The organism is Bradyrhizobium sp. (genome assembly GCF_047605465.1).
Lineage (GTDB): Bacteria > Pseudomonadota > Alphaproteobacteria > Rhizobiales > Xanthobacteraceae > Bradyrhizobium.
Window position 1 is genome coordinate 1 of the sequence record NZ_JASGFS010000099.1, and the last position, 15,572, is coordinate 15,572.

The 15,572-nt window shown below is 66.0% G+C and carries 14 protein-coding genes; 7 read left to right on the forward strand and 7 right to left on the reverse strand.

All coding sequences use genetic code 11. The features are described 5' to 3' along the window. Positions 1-2,440 (forward strand): preprotein translocase subunit SecA (gene secA, locus QM712_RS34750; protein WP_415027672.1); only part of this gene is annotated, 2,440 nt, incomplete at its 5' end. Positions 2,441-2,699: 259 nt separating this feature from the next. On the opposite strand, the gene QM712_RS34755 is transcribed toward secA, so the two are convergent. The 4 genes from QM712_RS34755 to QM712_RS34770 all read right to left on the reverse strand — a co-directional run bounded on the left by QM712_RS34755 (position 2,700) and on the right by QM712_RS34770 (position 6,916). Further along, entirely contained in the window at positions 2,700-4,235 is a 1,536-nt protein-coding gene (locus QM712_RS34755) for a L,D-transpeptidase family protein (RefSeq protein WP_415027673.1), read from the reverse strand. Between the two features lie 402 nt (positions 4,236-4,637). Further along, the gene (locus QM712_RS34760; protein ID WP_415027674.1) at positions 4,638-5,600 is read right to left on the reverse strand and encodes an acetyl-CoA carboxylase carboxyltransferase subunit alpha; all 963 of its coding nucleotides are present in this window, start codon (positions 5,598-5,600) and stop codon (positions 4,638-4,640) included. Between the two features lie 196 nt (positions 5,601-5,796). Then, the gene (gene xerD, locus QM712_RS34765) at positions 5,797-6,753 is read right to left on the reverse strand and encodes a site-specific tyrosine recombinase XerD (protein WP_415027675.1); all 957 of its coding nucleotides are present in this window, start codon (positions 6,751-6,753) and stop codon (positions 5,797-5,799) included. Between the two features lie 16 nt (positions 6,754-6,769). Further along, on the reverse strand, positions 6,770-6,916 hold the full coding sequence (locus tag QM712_RS34770) for a hypothetical protein (RefSeq protein ID WP_035730492.1): 147 nt from the start codon (positions 6,914-6,916) through the stop codon (positions 6,770-6,772). A 147-nt stretch (positions 6,917-7,063) separates the two neighbouring features. On the opposite strand from QM712_RS34770, the gene QM712_RS34775 reads away from it, so the two are divergent. The 3 genes from QM712_RS34775 to QM712_RS34785 all read left to right on the forward strand — a co-directional run bounded on the left by QM712_RS34775 (position 7,064) and on the right by QM712_RS34785 (position 10,245). Continuing rightward, positions 7,064-7,687: a shikimate kinase gene (locus tag QM712_RS34775; protein ID WP_415027676.1), complete on the forward strand. Its 624-nt coding sequence runs from the start codon at positions 7,064-7,066 to the stop codon at positions 7,685-7,687. Next, on the forward strand, positions 7,684-8,832 hold the full coding sequence (gene aroB / locus QM712_RS34780; RefSeq protein ID WP_415027677.1) for a 3-dehydroquinate synthase: 1,149 nt from the start codon (positions 7,684-7,686) through the stop codon (positions 8,830-8,832). The genes QM712_RS34775 and aroB overlap by 4 nt, the downstream gene beginning before the upstream one ends. Before the next feature lie 108 nt (positions 8,833-8,940). Further along, positions 8,941-10,245: an HlyC/CorC family transporter gene (locus tag QM712_RS34785; RefSeq protein ID WP_415027678.1), complete on the forward strand. Its 1,305-nt coding sequence runs from the start codon at positions 8,941-8,943 to the stop codon at positions 10,243-10,245. A 99-nt stretch (positions 10,246-10,344) separates the two neighbouring features. Here the strand turns inward: QM712_RS34785 and QM712_RS34790 are convergent, their stop codons facing one another. Further along, positions 10,345-10,623, reverse strand: a complete 279-nt coding sequence (locus QM712_RS34790; protein WP_415027679.1) for a BolA family protein — start codon at positions 10,621-10,623, stop codon at positions 10,345-10,347. 116 nt (positions 10,624-10,739) lie between these two features. Here QM712_RS34790 and QM712_RS34795 point away from each other — a divergent pair, with 116 nt between their 5' ends. After that, positions 10,740-11,375 (forward strand): J domain-containing protein, encoded by a 636-nt coding sequence (locus tag QM712_RS34795; protein ID WP_415027680.1) that lies wholly within the window; start codon positions 10,740-10,742, stop codon positions 11,373-11,375. Positions 11,376-11,578: 203 nt separating this feature from the next. Here QM712_RS34795 and QM712_RS34800 read toward each other — a convergent pair whose 3' ends face one another. Beyond that, positions 11,579-12,673, reverse strand: coding sequence for a citrate synthase/methylcitrate synthase (locus QM712_RS34800; protein ID WP_415027681.1), 1,095 nt, complete (start codon positions 12,671-12,673; stop codon positions 11,579-11,581). A 75-nt stretch (positions 12,674-12,748) separates the two neighbouring features. Here QM712_RS34800 and QM712_RS34805 point away from each other — a divergent pair, with 75 nt between their 5' ends. Continuing rightward, positions 12,749-13,969 carry a citrate/2-methylcitrate synthase gene (locus tag QM712_RS34805; protein ID WP_415027682.1) on the forward strand — a complete coding sequence of 407 codons (1,221 nt, stop codon included), beginning with the start codon at positions 12,749-12,751 and terminating at the stop codon, positions 13,967-13,969. Between the two features lie 184 nt (positions 13,970-14,153). Here the strand turns inward: QM712_RS34805 and QM712_RS34810 are convergent, their stop codons facing one another. Next, positions 14,154-14,816 carry a DedA family protein gene (locus tag QM712_RS34810; RefSeq protein ID WP_415027683.1) on the reverse strand — a complete coding sequence of 221 codons (663 nt, stop codon included), beginning with the start codon at positions 14,814-14,816 and terminating at the stop codon, positions 14,154-14,156. A gap of 294 nt (positions 14,817-15,110) precedes the next feature. On the opposite strand from QM712_RS34810, the gene QM712_RS34815 reads away from it, so the two are divergent. Continuing rightward, the coding region (locus QM712_RS34815) for an AAA family ATPase (RefSeq protein WP_415027684.1) at positions 15,111-15,572 on the forward strand (462 nt) is incomplete at its 3' end.

Genomic DNA, 15,572 nt, shown 5'->3' on the forward strand with positions numbered 1-15,572 from the left:
CCTCGCCAAGCGCGACAGCGAGTGGATGGGCCAGATCTTCAAGTTCCTGGGCCTGACGGTCGGCATTATCGTGCATGGCCTCGACGATACGCAGCGCAAGCAGTCCTACGCCGCCGACGTGACCTACGGCACCAACAACGAATACGGCTTCGACTATCTGCGCGACAACATGAAGTACCGGCTGGAGGACATGGTCCAGCGGCCGCATTTCTTCGCGATCGTCGACGAGGTCGACTCCATCCTGATCGACGAAGCGCGCACGCCGCTGATCATCTCCGGCCCGCTCGACGACCGTTCCGATTTCTACAACACGATCGATTCCTTCCTGCCCAAGCTCGACAAGGCCGACTACGAGGTCGACGAGAAGCAGCGCACCGTGACGCTCACCGAAGGCGGCATGGAGAAGATCGAGACGCTGCTGCGCGAGGCCGGCCAGCTCAAGGGCGAGTCGCTCTACGACGTCGAGAACGTCTCCGTCGTGCACCACATCAACCAGGCGCTGCGCGCCCACACCCTGTTCACCCGCGACAAGGACTACATCGTCCGCGACGGCGAGGTGGTGATCATCGACGAGTTCACGGGCCGCATGATGCCCGGCCGGCGCTATTCGGAAGGCCTGCACCAGGCGCTCGAAGCCAAGGAGCACGTCCAGGTCCAGCCCGAGAACCAGACGCTCGCCTCGATCACGTTCCAGAATTACTTCCGCATGTACGAGAAGCTCGCCGGCATGACCGGCACGGCCGCGACCGAAGCGGACGAGCTGTTCGACATCTACAAGCTCGAGGTGCTGGAAATCCCGACCAATCTGGCGATCTCGCGCCTCGACGAGGACGACGAGGTCTACCGGACGCAGAAGGAAAAATACGTCGCGATCCTCGCCGAGATCGAGCGCGCCAACGCGCGATTGCAGCCGGTGCTGGTCGGCACGGCGTCGATCGAGAAGTCGGAAGTGCTCGCCGAATTTCTCAAGCAGAACGGCTACAAGCAGATCGATTTCGGCAAGGAGCATGCGCTCGACAAGCTGTATGCCGCTGCCCGCGCCGGCAAGCCGGCCAAGCTGTTCGCGGTGCTGAACGCGCGCTTCCACGAGCAGGAAGCCTATATCGTCGCCGAAGCCGGCGTCCCCGGCGCGATCACGATCGCCACCAACATGGCCGGCCGCGGCACCGACATCAAGCTCGGCGGCTCGCTGGAGATGCGTATCCAGCAGGAGACCGCCGGCATCGAGGATGAGGCCGAGAAGGCCAAGAAGATCGAGCAGATCAAGGCCGACATCGAGCACTTCCGTGACATCGTGCTGATGGCCGAGGAGACCGTCGAGATCGAGCCGGCGAAGGGCTCGAAGGCCGCCAAGACCGTCAAGAAGCCCGGCGGCCTCTACATCATCGGCTCCGAGCGGCACGAATCCCGCCGCATCGACAACCAGCTTCGTGGCCGCTCCGGCCGCCAGGGCGACCCCGGCCGTTCGAAGTTCTTCCTGTCGCTGGAAGACGACCTGATGCGCATCTTCGGCTCGGATCGTCTCGACAGCATGCTGCAGCGTCTCGGCCTGAAAGAGGGCGAGGCGATCATCCATCCCTGGATCAACAAGGCGCTCGAGAAGGCGCAGCAGAAGGTCGAGGCCCGCAACTTCGACATCCGCAAGAACCTGCTCAAGTTCGACAACGTCCAGAACGACCAGCGCAAGGTGATCTTCGACCAGCGCGTCGAGCTGATGAAGGACGAGAGCGTCGCTGAAACCGTCACCGACATGCGCCACGCCTTCATCGACGACCTCGTCGCCAAGCACGTGCCCGAGCATGTCTATGCCGAGCAGTGGGACGTCGCCGGCCTCAAGGACGAATTGAAGCGCGTGCTCGACCTCGACCTGCCGGTCGAGGACTGGGCCAAGGAAGAGGGCATCGCCGACGAGGAGCTCCTCAACCGCATCGAGACCCGTGCCGACGAGCACATGGCGGCCAAGGTCGCGCAGTGGGGTCCGGACGTGATGCGCTACGTCGAGAAGACCATCCTGCTGCAGACGCTCGACCATCTCTGGCGCGAGCACCTGGTCATGCTCGACCATCTGCGCCAGGTGATCGGCCTGCGCGGCTATGGCCAGCGCGATCCGCTGCAGGAGTACAAGACCGAGGCCTTCAACCTCTTCCAGGAGATGAGCGCGCATCTGCGCGAGGCCGTCACGGCGCAGCTGATGAGGGTCGAGATCATCCCGCCGGAGCAGGAAGCGCCGGTGCTGCCGCCGATGGAAGCGCACAAGTTCGACCCGAACACCGGCGAAGACGAAATGGCCCTCGCCAGCGTCACGCTTGCCCCGCAGGCCTCCGACTCCGGGCCGCGCGATCCGAAGAACCCCGCGAGCTGGGGCAAGGTCGGCCGCAACGAGGACTGCCCCTGCGGCAGCGGCAAGAAGTACAAGCACTGCCACGGACGGTATGGGTAAGGCCTGAAGCGACGGGTGAGGCGCGAAGCGCGCGCCTCAGCGCCTGTCTTTGCCTGGCTTGATCGGGAAGCCCGAGAGGCCAAGGCATCTTGCTTCAATGACAAGGCATCTTGCTTCAATTACATCGGTCTGGAATGCCGGATCGCCCGATTCAATTCGGCGATGACGGCTTTGCGCGTGGTGCGCGCCTGTGGCTTGTGCGCGGCTCCCGCCGCGTCGCCGGAACAATGTCTTCGTTTGGCTGGCTGCGCCGGCCGCGCTACTTCACCGCGCCGAACCGGCTGTCGAACGAGTTCGACGACACCACAGGCGCTGCGCCCGTCATCTGGGCGCTGTCACCCGCACCGTCGTTCACCGACGGCTTCAGTGCCGGGCGGGTTGCGGCCAGCTTTGTCTCGGCGGGCTTTGCCGGCTCGGCCGGTTTGGCGGCCACGACCGGCTTGTCCTTCGACTTGTCGTGACCGGGGATGAGCTTCGTGACCGCGGCCTTCAGCTTTGAGGCGGTCGAGGGCGGCGTTGCGGGGGCCGCGGCCGGGGCGACCGACGCGGTGGCCTGAGGCGGCGCCGAGGTGGTCGCCGTCGTGTCGGCGGCGCTCATGCCCATCTTGCGGCCGAGATTGGAGAAGAAGCCGCCGGACTTCTCGGGCGGGGCGGCCGAAGCGACGCGGGTGGTCGCGGCGGGCGCGCTGACGGCGACGACCGGCTCCTGGCTCGGAGCGCCGGCGGTGACCGGCTCAAGGTTCGGCTTCGGCGGATTGACGGTGCCGGGGATCGTGCCCGGCGCCTTCGACATCGCCAGCATCTGCAGCGTCGAGCCCTCGGCGCCTTCCGACAGGCCGGTCGAGCCTTCCGGAATCTTGGCGGCGAAGATCTTGTTCATGCCGCCGTCGATGCCGGTGTTCATGCGCGCGACCGGCGTGCCCTTGGCGACGAGCTTGGCGTATTCGGCCTCGTCCTTCGCCTGCTTCTCGCGCACGGCGCTGGCGATGTCCTCGGGGATCACATAGGCCGGGCACTTGGCGGAGGCGTCGAACACGGGATCGCGCTTGGCATCCGCCGGCTTCGCCGCGTCGAAGACGTACTTCTTCTCGCAGAAATCAACCTTCGGCTCCTGCCGCGTCACCTCGAAATGATCATAGCCTTCCTTGATCATCTTCCAGAACGGCATGTTCGGGTTGTTGCGGTGCTTGGCCATGTTCGCCGGCGTCATCCGGAACGGATAGGCCTGGAACTGGAACGCCTTCTGGCCGCCGAAGAAGGACTCGCGGCCGAGCGAATAGATCTCGGCGATCTGCTCGTCCGTCATCGCGTAGCAGCCGCGCGAGGAGCAATCGCCATGCACCATCAATTGCGAGCCGGTGCGGCCGAGCGCCTTGTCGAACGCGTTCGGGAAGCCGGTGTTGAAGGAGAGATAATAGGCCGACTGCGGATTCATCTGGCCCGGGTTGATCGAGTAGAATCCTTCGGGCGCCTGGCGGTCGCCTTCGCGTACCTTCGGGCCGAGATCGCCGGACCAGCGGCAGATCGGATAGGTCTTGAGCAGCGCGAACTGGCCGTTGCGGGTCTGCTTCCAGATCTCAAGCTCCGCTTCCTGCTTGAACAGGCGGACCAGGATCGGCGACTGCAGGTCCATGTCCTTCTCGCCCATGGCGGCGACGAGCTTCGGCGAGACCGGCTGGTTGGCCTTGGCGTTGGTCGCCAGCGACACCTGGTCGGTATCGCAGCCGGCGAGCAAGACGCTGGCCGTGAGCGCAACCGAAACCAAGAGCGCGCGAGCAAGCGAGCGATGAATCAAGATGGACCCCACACCGTGCCGGACAAGTCGCGCGAAACCCCAACTCCATGGAGCATGGCCCGACCGGAGATCCGGACCCGTCGTAACGGGCGCTTTCGAGACCAAGCCCCAGCGCTTATGCCCTGAAGCCATTGATTAAAATTCTAACCTCTGGGTCATGTGGTCGCAACCCGAGCGGGGATCACGAGCGCGTTGGCCCAGCGGCATGGTCAACGAAGACTAAACTTGGTCCTTACTGGGGCCTTTCGGCCAAATAGGGAGTGAGATCGCTGATTTGGGCAAAAAAAGGGTTAATGCGGAGTTACCGGGGCCCTGGGCCCGCCCGTCCGTCGGGGGCGGGATGGGGCCCGCGCCTCCGGGCAGCGCCCGTGGCGATACCCCCGCCGCCGAAACCGCAGTGAATCAGCCGAGTTTGCGGCCGATATCGAGGAATTTCTGCCGCCGTTGCTTGCGGATCGCATCGCCATCCAGCCCGCGCAGTTCCTCGAAGGCCTTGGCGATGGCCTCACCCGTGGTGGCGATCATCGCGGCGGGGTCGCGGTGCGCACCGCCGACCGGTTCCTTGAGGATGCTGTCGATCACCCCGAACCGCAGCATGTCCTGGGCGGTGATCTTCATGTTGTTGGCGGCTTCCTGCGCCTTGCTGCCGTCGCGCCAGAGGATGGAGGAGGCGGCCTCCGGCGAGATCACGCTGTAGATCGCGTGCTCCAGCATCAGCACCTTGTTGGCGGTGGTGATGGCGATGGCGCCGCCGGACATGCCCTCGCCGGTGATGATGGCGACGTTCGGCACGGTCAGCGCCATGCAGGCGTCGGTCGAGCGCGCGATCGCCTCGGCCTGGCCGCGCTCCTCGGCGCCGATGCCGGGATAGGCGCCGGCGGAATCGGCCAGCGACAGCACCGGCAGGCCGAACCGCTCGGCCATCTCCATCAGCCGCACGCATTTGCGATAGCCTTCGGGGCGCGCCATGCCGAAATTATGCTTGATGCGGCTCTCGGTGGAATCGCCCTTTTCCTGGCCCATCACGCAGATCGCCTCGCCGCGGAAACGGCCGAAGCCCGCGACCAGTGCCTCGTCCTCGCCGAACTTGCGGTCGCCGGCGAGCGGGGTGAATTCGGTGATCAGCCCTTTGATGAAGTCGTTGAAATGCGGCCGCTGCGGATGGCGCGCGACCAGCGTCTTCTGCCAGGGCGTCAGGTTCAGATAGAGGTCGGCCAGCGCCTGCGCCGCCTTGTCCTCGATCCGCCCGATCTCGTCGGAGATGTCGGTGCCGGTGGCGGCGAGCGTACGCAGCTCGTCGACCTTGGAGTCGAGCTCGGCGACGGGCTTTTCGAAGTCGAGATAGCTGCGCATCTGGTCTGGCATCAACTCAATATAGGGAGGACGGGGCGAAGAGGCGAAACGGATTTGAGAGCGTGGAAAGAAGTGTAGCTTCTTCAATGAGTTGGCTTGTGCGCTCCAAGGCGGCTCGCCAAATCATGCGTGAGGCCACGGCTCTTTCTGCGGAGATGTGGCCGAAGTCAAGGCGGTTGGTGCACCTCTCCCGCTTGCGGGAGAGGCCTCAGGTCTCCGCCAGCGGGTGCAGGTCGCGCACCAAGCTCTTCAGGCGCTCCTCGACCACATGGGTGTAGATCTGGGTGGTGGAGATGTCGGTGTGGCCGAGCAGCGTCTGCACGATGCGCAAGTCGGCGCCGTTGTGCAGCAGGTGGCTGGCGAAGGCGTGGCGCAGCACGTGCGGAGAAACCAGCCGGGCCTGCAGGCCGGAGGCGACCGCGAGTTCCTTGAGGTCGCGGGCGAAATGCTGGCGCGTCAGATGTCCGCTTTCGCCGAACGAGGGGAAGAGCCATTTCGAGGCCGCGAGGCCGTTCTTCTTGTCCGATCTGGCGGCTTCGGTGGCCGCGAGATAATCGGCCATTGCCTTCCGCGAGGCGTCGTTGAGCGGCACCAGGCGTTCCTTGTTGCCTTTGCCGCGCACCACGATCATGCGGGCATCGCGCTTGGCCGCCGAGCGCGGCAGCGCCACCAACTCGGAGACGCGCAGACCCGTGGCGTAGAGCACTTCGAGCAGGCAATAGAGCCGCAGGCTCCGCAGCCGCTTCGAGGGCGATGCGTCCGCCGCTTCGCCCAATTCCTTGGCACGCCGGAGCATGCGGTCGACGTCGGATATCGACAGCACCTTCGGCAAGCCGCGGCCGCGCTTGGGGCCGGACAGGATCGCCGCGGGGTCATCGCCGCGGATGCGCTCGTTGAGCAGAAAGCGGAACAGATGCCGCATCGCCGACAGCCTGCGGGCGACGCTGGACGATTTGAAGCCGCGCGTGTCGAGGTCGGCGAGATAGTCGCGCAGGCTCTGCGTCTCGGCGTCGACGAATGTCTGGCCGGTGCTCGTCAGGAAGTCCGAGAAATCGGTGAGGTCGCGCCGGTAGGCATCGAGCGTGTTGGCGCCGGCGCCCTGTTCCGCGGCAAGCATGTCGAGGAACAGGCCGGTGAGCTTGGTGTCTGAGGGCTTGGACGGCATGCCCGCAGCCTAGCCGCTATTTCTTGAGAAATTTGTCAGGGGGGATCGTGACCGTCATTTCCCGCGACTTCGGGCTGACGAAATTCGCCAGCGCGAACACCACGCCATAGACGATGCCGGCGAGCACGGCGACGACCGTCAGGAAGCGGAACAGGCTGGGCATCGGAAGAGGTCTCGGGCGTCCAAATTAACCAATGGAATCATCCAACATGTTCGCCGTTTCGTGGCAAGAGTCCTCTGGCGAGGGCCCCGAGGGGGTCGTATAGGTGGCCGAAGCGTGCCGCCTTTGGCGGCAGATTGAGCGAGATCCATGTCCGACGCCGCGTTGCCGATACCAGCTTCGCCTGAGACCGACATCCTGTCGGCGCTCGGGGCGCGCTCGATCGTGCTCGTCGGCATGATGGGGGTGGGCAAATCCACCATCGGCCGCCGCATGGCGGCGCGGCTCAAGCTGCCCTTCGTCGACGCGGATACCGAGATCGAGGCTGCCGCCGGCATGACCATCCCGGAGATTTTCGAGCGCCATGGCGAGCCGCATTTCCGCGACGGCGAGGCGCGGGTGATCGCCCGGCTGCTCGAAGGCGGCCCCCTGGTGCTGGCGACCGGCGGCGGCGCCTTCATGCGCGAGGAGACGCGCGGGCGCATCGCCGCGAAAGCGATCTCGATCTGGCTCAAGGCGGAGCACGACGTCATCATGCGGCGCGTGCGCCGGCGTGCCGATCGCCCGCTGCTCCAGACCGCCGATCCCGAAGGAACCGTGGCGCGGCTGCTCACCGAGCGCGAGCCGGTCTATGGCCATGCCGACCTCACCATCGCCTCGCGCGACGTGCCGCACGACAAGATCGTCGAGGAGACCATCGAGACGCTGCGCGCGCATCTTTGCGGCGAACAGGCCGTCCCACCTTCAGCCGACGTCGCGAGTGCCGTTCGATGACTGCGCCTTTGAAACATTCCGATCCCGTGAACGTCGACGTCGCGCTCGGCGATCGCGCCTATGACATCGTCATCGGCCGCGGCGTGCTGACCTCGCTCGGCGAACGCGTCGCGCGTCTGCGTCCCGGCGTGCGCACGGCGATCGTGACGGACCGCACCGTCGCCAAGCACTGGCTCGAACCGGCCGAGGCTTCGCTTGCCGCGGCCGGCATCCCGACGTCGCTCATCGTGGTCGAGGAAGGCGAGATCTCGAAGACCTATGCCGGGCTCGAGAAGGTCAGCGAAGCGCTGATCGCCGCGAAGATCGAGCGTAACGATCTCGTCATCGCGCTCGGCGGCGGCGTGGTCGGCGATCTCGCCGGCTTCGCGGCGGCGATCCTGCGCCGCGGCGTCGATTTCGTGCAGGTGCCGACCTCGCTGCTGGCGCAGGTCGATTCATCCGTCGGCGGCAAGACCGGCATCAATTCGCCGCAGGGCAAGAACCTGCTCGGCGCGTTCCACCAGCCGGTGCTGGTGATCGCCGACACCGCCGTGCTCGACACGCTGTCGCCGCGGCAATTCCGCGCCGGCTATGCCGAGGTCGCCAAATACGGCGTGCTGGGCGACGAGGCCTTCTTCGCCTGGCTGGAGAAGAATCACGCCGACATCTTCAAGGGCGGTTCGGCCCGCGAGCACGCGATTGCGACCTCTTGCCGCGCCAAGGCCGGCGTCGTCTCGCGCGACGAGCGCGAAACCGGCGAGCGCGCGCTGCTCAATCTCGGCCACACCTTCGGTCACGCCCTGGAAGCGGCGACCGGCTTTTCCGACCGCCTGTTCCACGGCGAGGGCGTCGCCATCGGCATGACGCTGGCGGCGCAGTTCTCGGCGAAGCTCGGCATGATCGGCGAAGCCGATGCGGCGCGGGTCGAGCGGCACCTCGTCGAAGCGGGCCTGCCGACGCGCCTGCAGGACATCGCGGGTTTCGCCCAGGAAGGTCTTGCCGACGCCGACGCGCTGATGGCCCTGATGGCGCAGGACAAGAAGGTCAAGCGCGGCAGGCTGACCTTCATCCTGCTGGAGGCCGTGGGACGCGCCGTGATCGCGAAGGACGTCGAGCCGGCCCCCGTGCGCGATTTCCTCGAGGAGAAGCTCGCGCAGAAGGCATGAGGCGCGGCTGGGCGTCACGCGAAGCGGATAAGGGTTCGCGTCGAGACGAGAATGTAAGGTTTCTTCCGATACCGTCGGAATGGGCTTTCAGCGGCTGTTGAGTGGTGCATGGACTGGCTCGGATTCTCCATCGTCGTCGTCTGCCTGCTGGTCTCGGCGTTCTTCGCCGCGAGCGAGACCGCGCTGACCGGCGCCTCGCGCGCCAGCATGCTGCGGCTCTCCAAGCAGGGCAATCGCGACGCCGACGTCGTCTCCGAGTTGCTCGACATCCGCGAGCGCCTGATCGGTGCGCTGCTGCTCGGCAACAACATCGCCAATATCGGCGCATCGGCGCTCGCGACCGCCATCTTCACGGCCTGGTTCGGCGATGTCGGCGTGCTCTATGCGACCGGCGTCATGACCGCGCTGGTGGTGATCTTCGCGGAGGTGCTGCCGAAGACCATCGCGATCAACGCGCCCGACCGGATCGCGCTCGCGGTCGCCCGTCCCATGCGGCTGACCATGTACGTGCTGGGGCCGCTGCTCAGGGTGGTGGAAGTCATCGTGCGGCTGCTGATGCGGCTGTTCGGCCTTGCCGGCGAGCATCAGGCGATCCTGTCGCCGACCGAGCGCCTGCGCGGCGCCGTCGACCTGCTCCATCACGAGGGCAAGTTCGAGAAGCAGGACCGCGACATGCTCGGCGGCCTGCTCGATCTGCGCGAGCTCCAGGTCTCGGACGTCATGATCCATCGCACCGAGATGATGATGATCAACGCCGACCTGCCGCCGGAGGAACTGGTGCGCGAGGTGCTGGCGACCGAATACACCCGCATCCCGCTCTGGCGCGAAAAGCCGGAAAACATCATCGGCGTGCTCCACGCCAAGGATCTGCTGCGCGCGATCCGGGCCGCGGACGGCGACACCTCGCGCATCGACGTCTCGACCATCGCGCTGCCGCCCTGGTTCGTGCCGGAGATGCGGACGGTGTCCGAGCAGCTCAAGGCGTTCCGCCGCCGCAAGACCCACTTCGCGCTCGTCGTCGACGAGTATGGCGAGGTTGAAGGTCTTGTGACGCTGGAAGACATTCTGGAAGAGATTGTCGGTGACATCTCCGACGAGCACGACGTGGTGGTCGCGGGCGTTCGCGCCCAGCCGGACGGCTCGGTCGTGGTCGACGGCTCGGTGCCGATCCGCGATCTCAACCGCGCCATGGACTGGCACCTGCCTGACGGGGAGGCAACCACGGTCGCCGGCCTCGTCATTCATGAGGCGCGCTCGATCCCCGACCGCGGCCAGAGTTTCACCTTCCACGGCTTCCGCTTCCGCGTGCTGCGCCGCGAGCGCAACCGCATCACCGCGCTCCGTATTTCACCGGTGCCGCGCGAGGCGGAGCTGGAAGAAGCCAAGCCGCGGCGGGCGGGGACGTCGTTCTAGTGTCGTGCGTGTCCGCCGACCCTCATGACGAGAATCGCCGCAAGGCGCGCTCCCCAGGATGAGGGGAGGAAGCGCAGCCGGCGGCCGGCTGGTCGCGCCTCAACCTTCTCCCGGCGCCTGCGCGTGGATCGCCAGCGCGTGCACGCTGCCTGAAAGTTCCGCGGCGAGCGCCGAATTTATCATGCGGTGGCGATCGAGCCGGCTCTTCCCTTTGAAGGCCGGAGACACGATATAAACGCGAAAATGCGTCTCGCCGCTCGGCCGATGGCCGGCATGGCCCTCATGTAAATGTGACTCGTCGACGACCTGCAGGCTTTCCGGCGTGAAAGCTTCCTGCAACTTGTTGCTGATAGTGTCTTTCATAACCATGAGTGCCATTAATGTGCGCGATCACACTCCGTCAATGCCCGGGGGCTCAGGTCATCGCAGCCGGGTCTCAGCTAATTGCAATGTCAAGACTTGAAGGTTTTCGCATTGCGTAGTCAAAGTCTGCCATGCCAATCGATTCATCGAAGTTCTTCGACTCCATTCGCGTCAAGCCGCGGGGCAAGCAGCCCGAGGTGAAGCCGCGCGACACCGTGGTCGCCTGCGAATGGGCCGGATGCCAGAACAAGGGCGCGCACCGCGCGCCCAAGGGCCGCGAGAACCAGCGTGAGTACTGGCACTTCTGCCTGGACCACGTGCGCGAGTACAACCAGAACTACAATTTCTTCTCCGGCATGAATGCCGATGCCGTCGCGCGCTATCAGAAGGATGCGCTGACCGGCCATCGTCCGACCTGGAAGATGGGCGCCAATGGCGGAGTCAAGAAGGGCGCGGAAGCCGAGATCGACGGCGCCTTCGATCCGTTCAGCATGTTCTCGGAGATCAACGGCCGCGCAAGCTGGCGCAAGGGCCCGGAGGCCCAGCCCAAGGCCGAGACGCGCAAGGTGATGAATGCCGAGCGCAAGGCGCTCCAGGTGATGGGCCTCGGCCCCGATTCGACGCTCGCCGACGTCAAGACCAAGTACAAGGCGCTGGTGAAGCAGCACCACCCCGACGCCAATGGCGGCGACCGCTCGACCGAAGACCGCCTGATCGAGATCATCAAGGCGTACAACTACCTGAAGACGGTGGTGCGGGAGGCGTAAGCCCTCGCTCGCTTTTCTTCCCTTCTGCCCTTGCGGAGAAGGTGGCGCGAAGCGCCGGATCAGGGGTTGTTGCAGCAAACGCTATTGCGGGAGGCTGCGAGCGGAGAGATACCCCTCACCTCAGCGCGCTTGTGTCTGCGAGCGGAGATGCCCTCTCCCGCGAGGGGAGAGGGGCACAACAACCGCGTATCAACGCTAATTCCTCACCCCTTCGGCATCGCCCCCACATAGGACGAGCTCGGCCGGATCAGCCGTCCGGTCCGCTGCTGCTCGCGCGCATGCGCGGTCCACCCGGCGGCGCGCGCCACCGCGAAGATCGGCGTGAAGGCCTGGCGGGGAATCGCGAGTGCGTCGAGCAGGATCGCGGTGAAGAACTCGACATTCGTTTCCAGCGGCCGCTCCGGGTTCTTCCTGCGCAGCGCGGCGCGGATATAGGCCTCGACCTCGCCGGCGAAGGGCAGGTCGGCGCCGTCCGCGGACAACCGTTCGATCGCGGCCTTGAGCACGTCGGCGCGCGGGTCGCGCACCCGGTAGACGCGATGGCCGAAACCCATCAGCCGTTCGCCGCGCGCAAGCGCCGCGTCGACCCATGGCTGGATCCGCTCGCGCGAGCCGATCGCATCGAGCATCTCCAGCACCGGCTCCGGTGCGCCGCCATGCAGGGGGCCGGTCAGCGCGCAATAGCCGGCGGTGACGGCGGCGAAGAGGTCCGCTTGCGTCGAAGCCACCACGCGCGTGGTGAAGGTCGAGGCGTTCATGCCGTGATCGCAGACCGTGACGAAATAGGCATCGAGCGCGGCGACCTCGCGCGGCTCCGGTGCGGCGCCGCGCAGCATCCGGAGCGTATCGGCGGCATGGCTCGCATTCGGGTCCGGTGACAGCGGATCAAGACCTCTCGCGCGCCGGACCAGGGCGCCTGCGATCACCGGGAACGCGCCCACGATGGTGGCCTCGTGCTCCAGGCCATTCTCCGCGCGCAGCCCGGCGACAGCGGCGCGAAAGCCGTCGACGATGCCCATGCCGCGCGTTGCCGGCAGAAGGTCCTGCAGCCGGGCGAAGGCGAGCTCGCGCGCAGCGCCCAGGCTGGCCCGGACATTGGCTTCGCTCAGCGTGCTGCCGCTGGCGCCGTTCCAGAGCCGCGCGGTAACGCCCTCGAAGCTCGATTGGGCGGCCAGCCGGCCGACATGCTCGCCCGCGATGATCAGTTCGCCGCGCTCGCCGTCGACATGGCTCAGCACCGTCTCGGCTGCGGGAACGCCGTCCAGCCCGATCTGGCTTTTGGTGAGGTGGATGTTCATGGCCCAAATCTCCTGTTCACCAGGAGAAAATCGGGCCACTCGACAGATTGATCAATCTTGATTACATAAATCAATATGAATAATTCCAGCGAGCTCTATCTCTCGGCCCGGGAGGCCGCCGCCGAACTCGCGATCTCGCCGGCCACGCTCTACGCCTATGTCAGCCGCGGCCTGATCCGCTCCGAGCCGACGCCGGACTCGCGCAGAAACCGTTACCGCGCCGAGGACGTCCGCGCGCTGAAGGAGCGCCGGGTGCCGTCGCCGGAGCCGCGCGGCCTGCGCAGCTTCGATGCCGACTTGCCGGTGATGGACACGGAGATCTCGACCATCACCGAGGACGGCGCGATCTACCGCGGCGTCAATTGCGTCGACCTCGCCGAACACGACACGCTGGAGCACGCCGCGACGTTGCTGTGGGACGTCTCCGGCGTCGATCCGTTCGCGCCGGACAATCAGCCCGAGCTCTCCGACGAGATGCGCGCGATCGCGCAGGCCGCGCGCCGGGCCGCGCCGATCGATCGCGCCATCGCGGTGCTCGCGCTCGCGGCCAGCGCCGATCCCCGCGCCTTCACCCGCGCGCCCGACGGCCGCGCGCTGGTCGGTGCACGCATCGTTCGTCTCCTGGTTTCGACCATGCTCAATGCCGAGCCGTCGGCCGAGCCGCTGCATCAGGACATCGCGAAGGCCTGGGCGCCCGACAACAAGCATGCGCCCGACCTGATCCGCCGCGCGCTGGTTCTGCTCGCCGACCACGAACTGAACGCATCGACCTTCACGGCGCGCTGCGCGGCGTCGACCGGCCTCAATCTCTACGATTCCGTCATCGCCGGTCTTGCCGCGCTGAAAGGCCCCAAGCATGGCGGCGCCGGCGTGCTGGCTTCGCAACTGGTCAGGACGCTGGTCGACCGTGACGTCGAGCCGATGGTCCGCGAGCGGGTCGCGCTCGGCGAGCGCTTTGCCGGCTTCGGACACGGCGTCTATAAGCGCGGCGATCCACGCGCGCAGTCGCTGCTGAATGCGCTGGCCCGCGCCGGAGCGCCTCGCAAATTCACCAGGGAAGTGCCGGAGCGGATCGCGGAAGCGACCGGCGAATTCGTCAATATCGACTATGCGCTCGCCGTGCTCGTGCACGCGTTGCGCCTGCCGGCGGGCAGCGAGCTCGCGCTGTTCGCGATGGCCCGCAGCGTCGGCTGGATCGCGCATGCGAGTGAACAGCTGCAGTTCGGCAAGCTGATCAGGCCGCGGGCAAGGTATGTGGGACCGGCGCCCGGACGAAGGGCAGGGAGCGCGGGTTAGAAGAACCGGGAGTGCGCCATTTTCCGCCGTCGTCCTGGCGCAAGCCAGGACCCATGCCGCGGCATCTCTCGCTCATCGCCGCTGACGGTCTCCAGCGGCGAGCAGTCGACGCCCGCAGCCATCCTTCGAGACGCCCGCGTTTCGCGGGCTCCTCAGGATGAGGACGGAGTGCTTGGCGAGAGGATCAAGCCCGCGGCTTGGCCGCCGCGACAGCGCCGACGTTCTGGCGGCGGCGATAGTACCAGAGGCCAAGACCGCCGATGATCGCGACGGCAATCACCGTCAGAATCCAGATGTGCTTGCCCGGATGGCCGTGGTGCGGCACCCCGAAATATTCGTGAAAGGCCGATACCGCCAGCACGCCCGGCAGGACATGCGCCGGCGCCCACAGCAGGATCGCGGGGATGTTGACGGCGTAGAACCTTGCCGGCGTCATGCCGAGCGCACCGGCCGTGATCGGGACGAAGGCGCGGATCGGCGGCACGAAACGGGCGAAGAACACCGCCCAGGTGCCGAAACGGTGGAAGAAGGTCTCGCTCTCCTCGATGACGCGCGGATAGTTGGTCAGCGGCCAGGTGTTGAGGATCTCGCGCTGGCGCCGGTGCCCAAGCCAATAGGCCGAGCCGTCACCCAGGACGGCGCCGATCCCAGCGGCCAGCAGCACGAATGGAAGCTTCAGGTCCCCGCCGGGAACCAGTGCGCTCAGAGCCAGGATGATGGTCGAGCCCGGGATCACCGATCCCACCACCGGAACGGCTTCGAGAAGCGCTGCCAGGAACAGGGTCAGGTAGGCCAGCCACGCATGGGCCGAAACGAAGGATATGAGGGGATCGAGAAAGGACGTCACGTCGTCTCTGTGGTGGGCAGGGGCTTTCGGGTTCAGACCTTACATAAGTATCCGGAGGCGGTAAAAGTGCCGCAGGCCCGGAGGCGGTCGGCCCGAAGCGAAATTCGAGCGCGATTCGCAAGGCAGCCCTCCAAAAACTGCGTTCCTTGCCTATCTAAATGAAAAGACAACGGAACTTTGATTGGCGGGCGGGCTTCTGCCGGCCCCTTGTCTCTGATAGGTTCGCAGACGCACCCAGCCGCAGCCAACGTGCAAATAACCGGTTTCGGGACCGCCCGGGACCTCGGAGGATTGATGACGACCGCCGCCATGTCCAAAGTTGAGGAAGTTTCCGGTTTGCCCGACATGAAGGTGTCGGTGCGCCAGGTGTTCGGGATCGACAGCGATCTCGAAGTGCCGGCCTATTCCGAAGTCGATCCTCATGTGCCCGAAGTCGACGCCGATTACCGTTTCGACCGCGCCACCACGCTCGCCATTCTCGCCGGCTTCGCGCGCAATCGCCGCGTGATGGTGACCGGCTATCACGGCACCGGCAAATCCACCCATATCGAGCAGGTCGCCGCCCGCCTCAACTGGCCCTGCGTGCGCGTCAACCTCGACAGCCACATCAGCCGTATCGACCTCGTCGGCAAGGATTCGATCGTGGTCCGCGACGGCAAGCAGGTCACCGAGTTCCGTGACGGCATCCTGCCGTGGGCGCTCCAGAACAACGTCGCGCTGGTGTTCGACGAATACGACGCCGGCCGCCCGGACGTG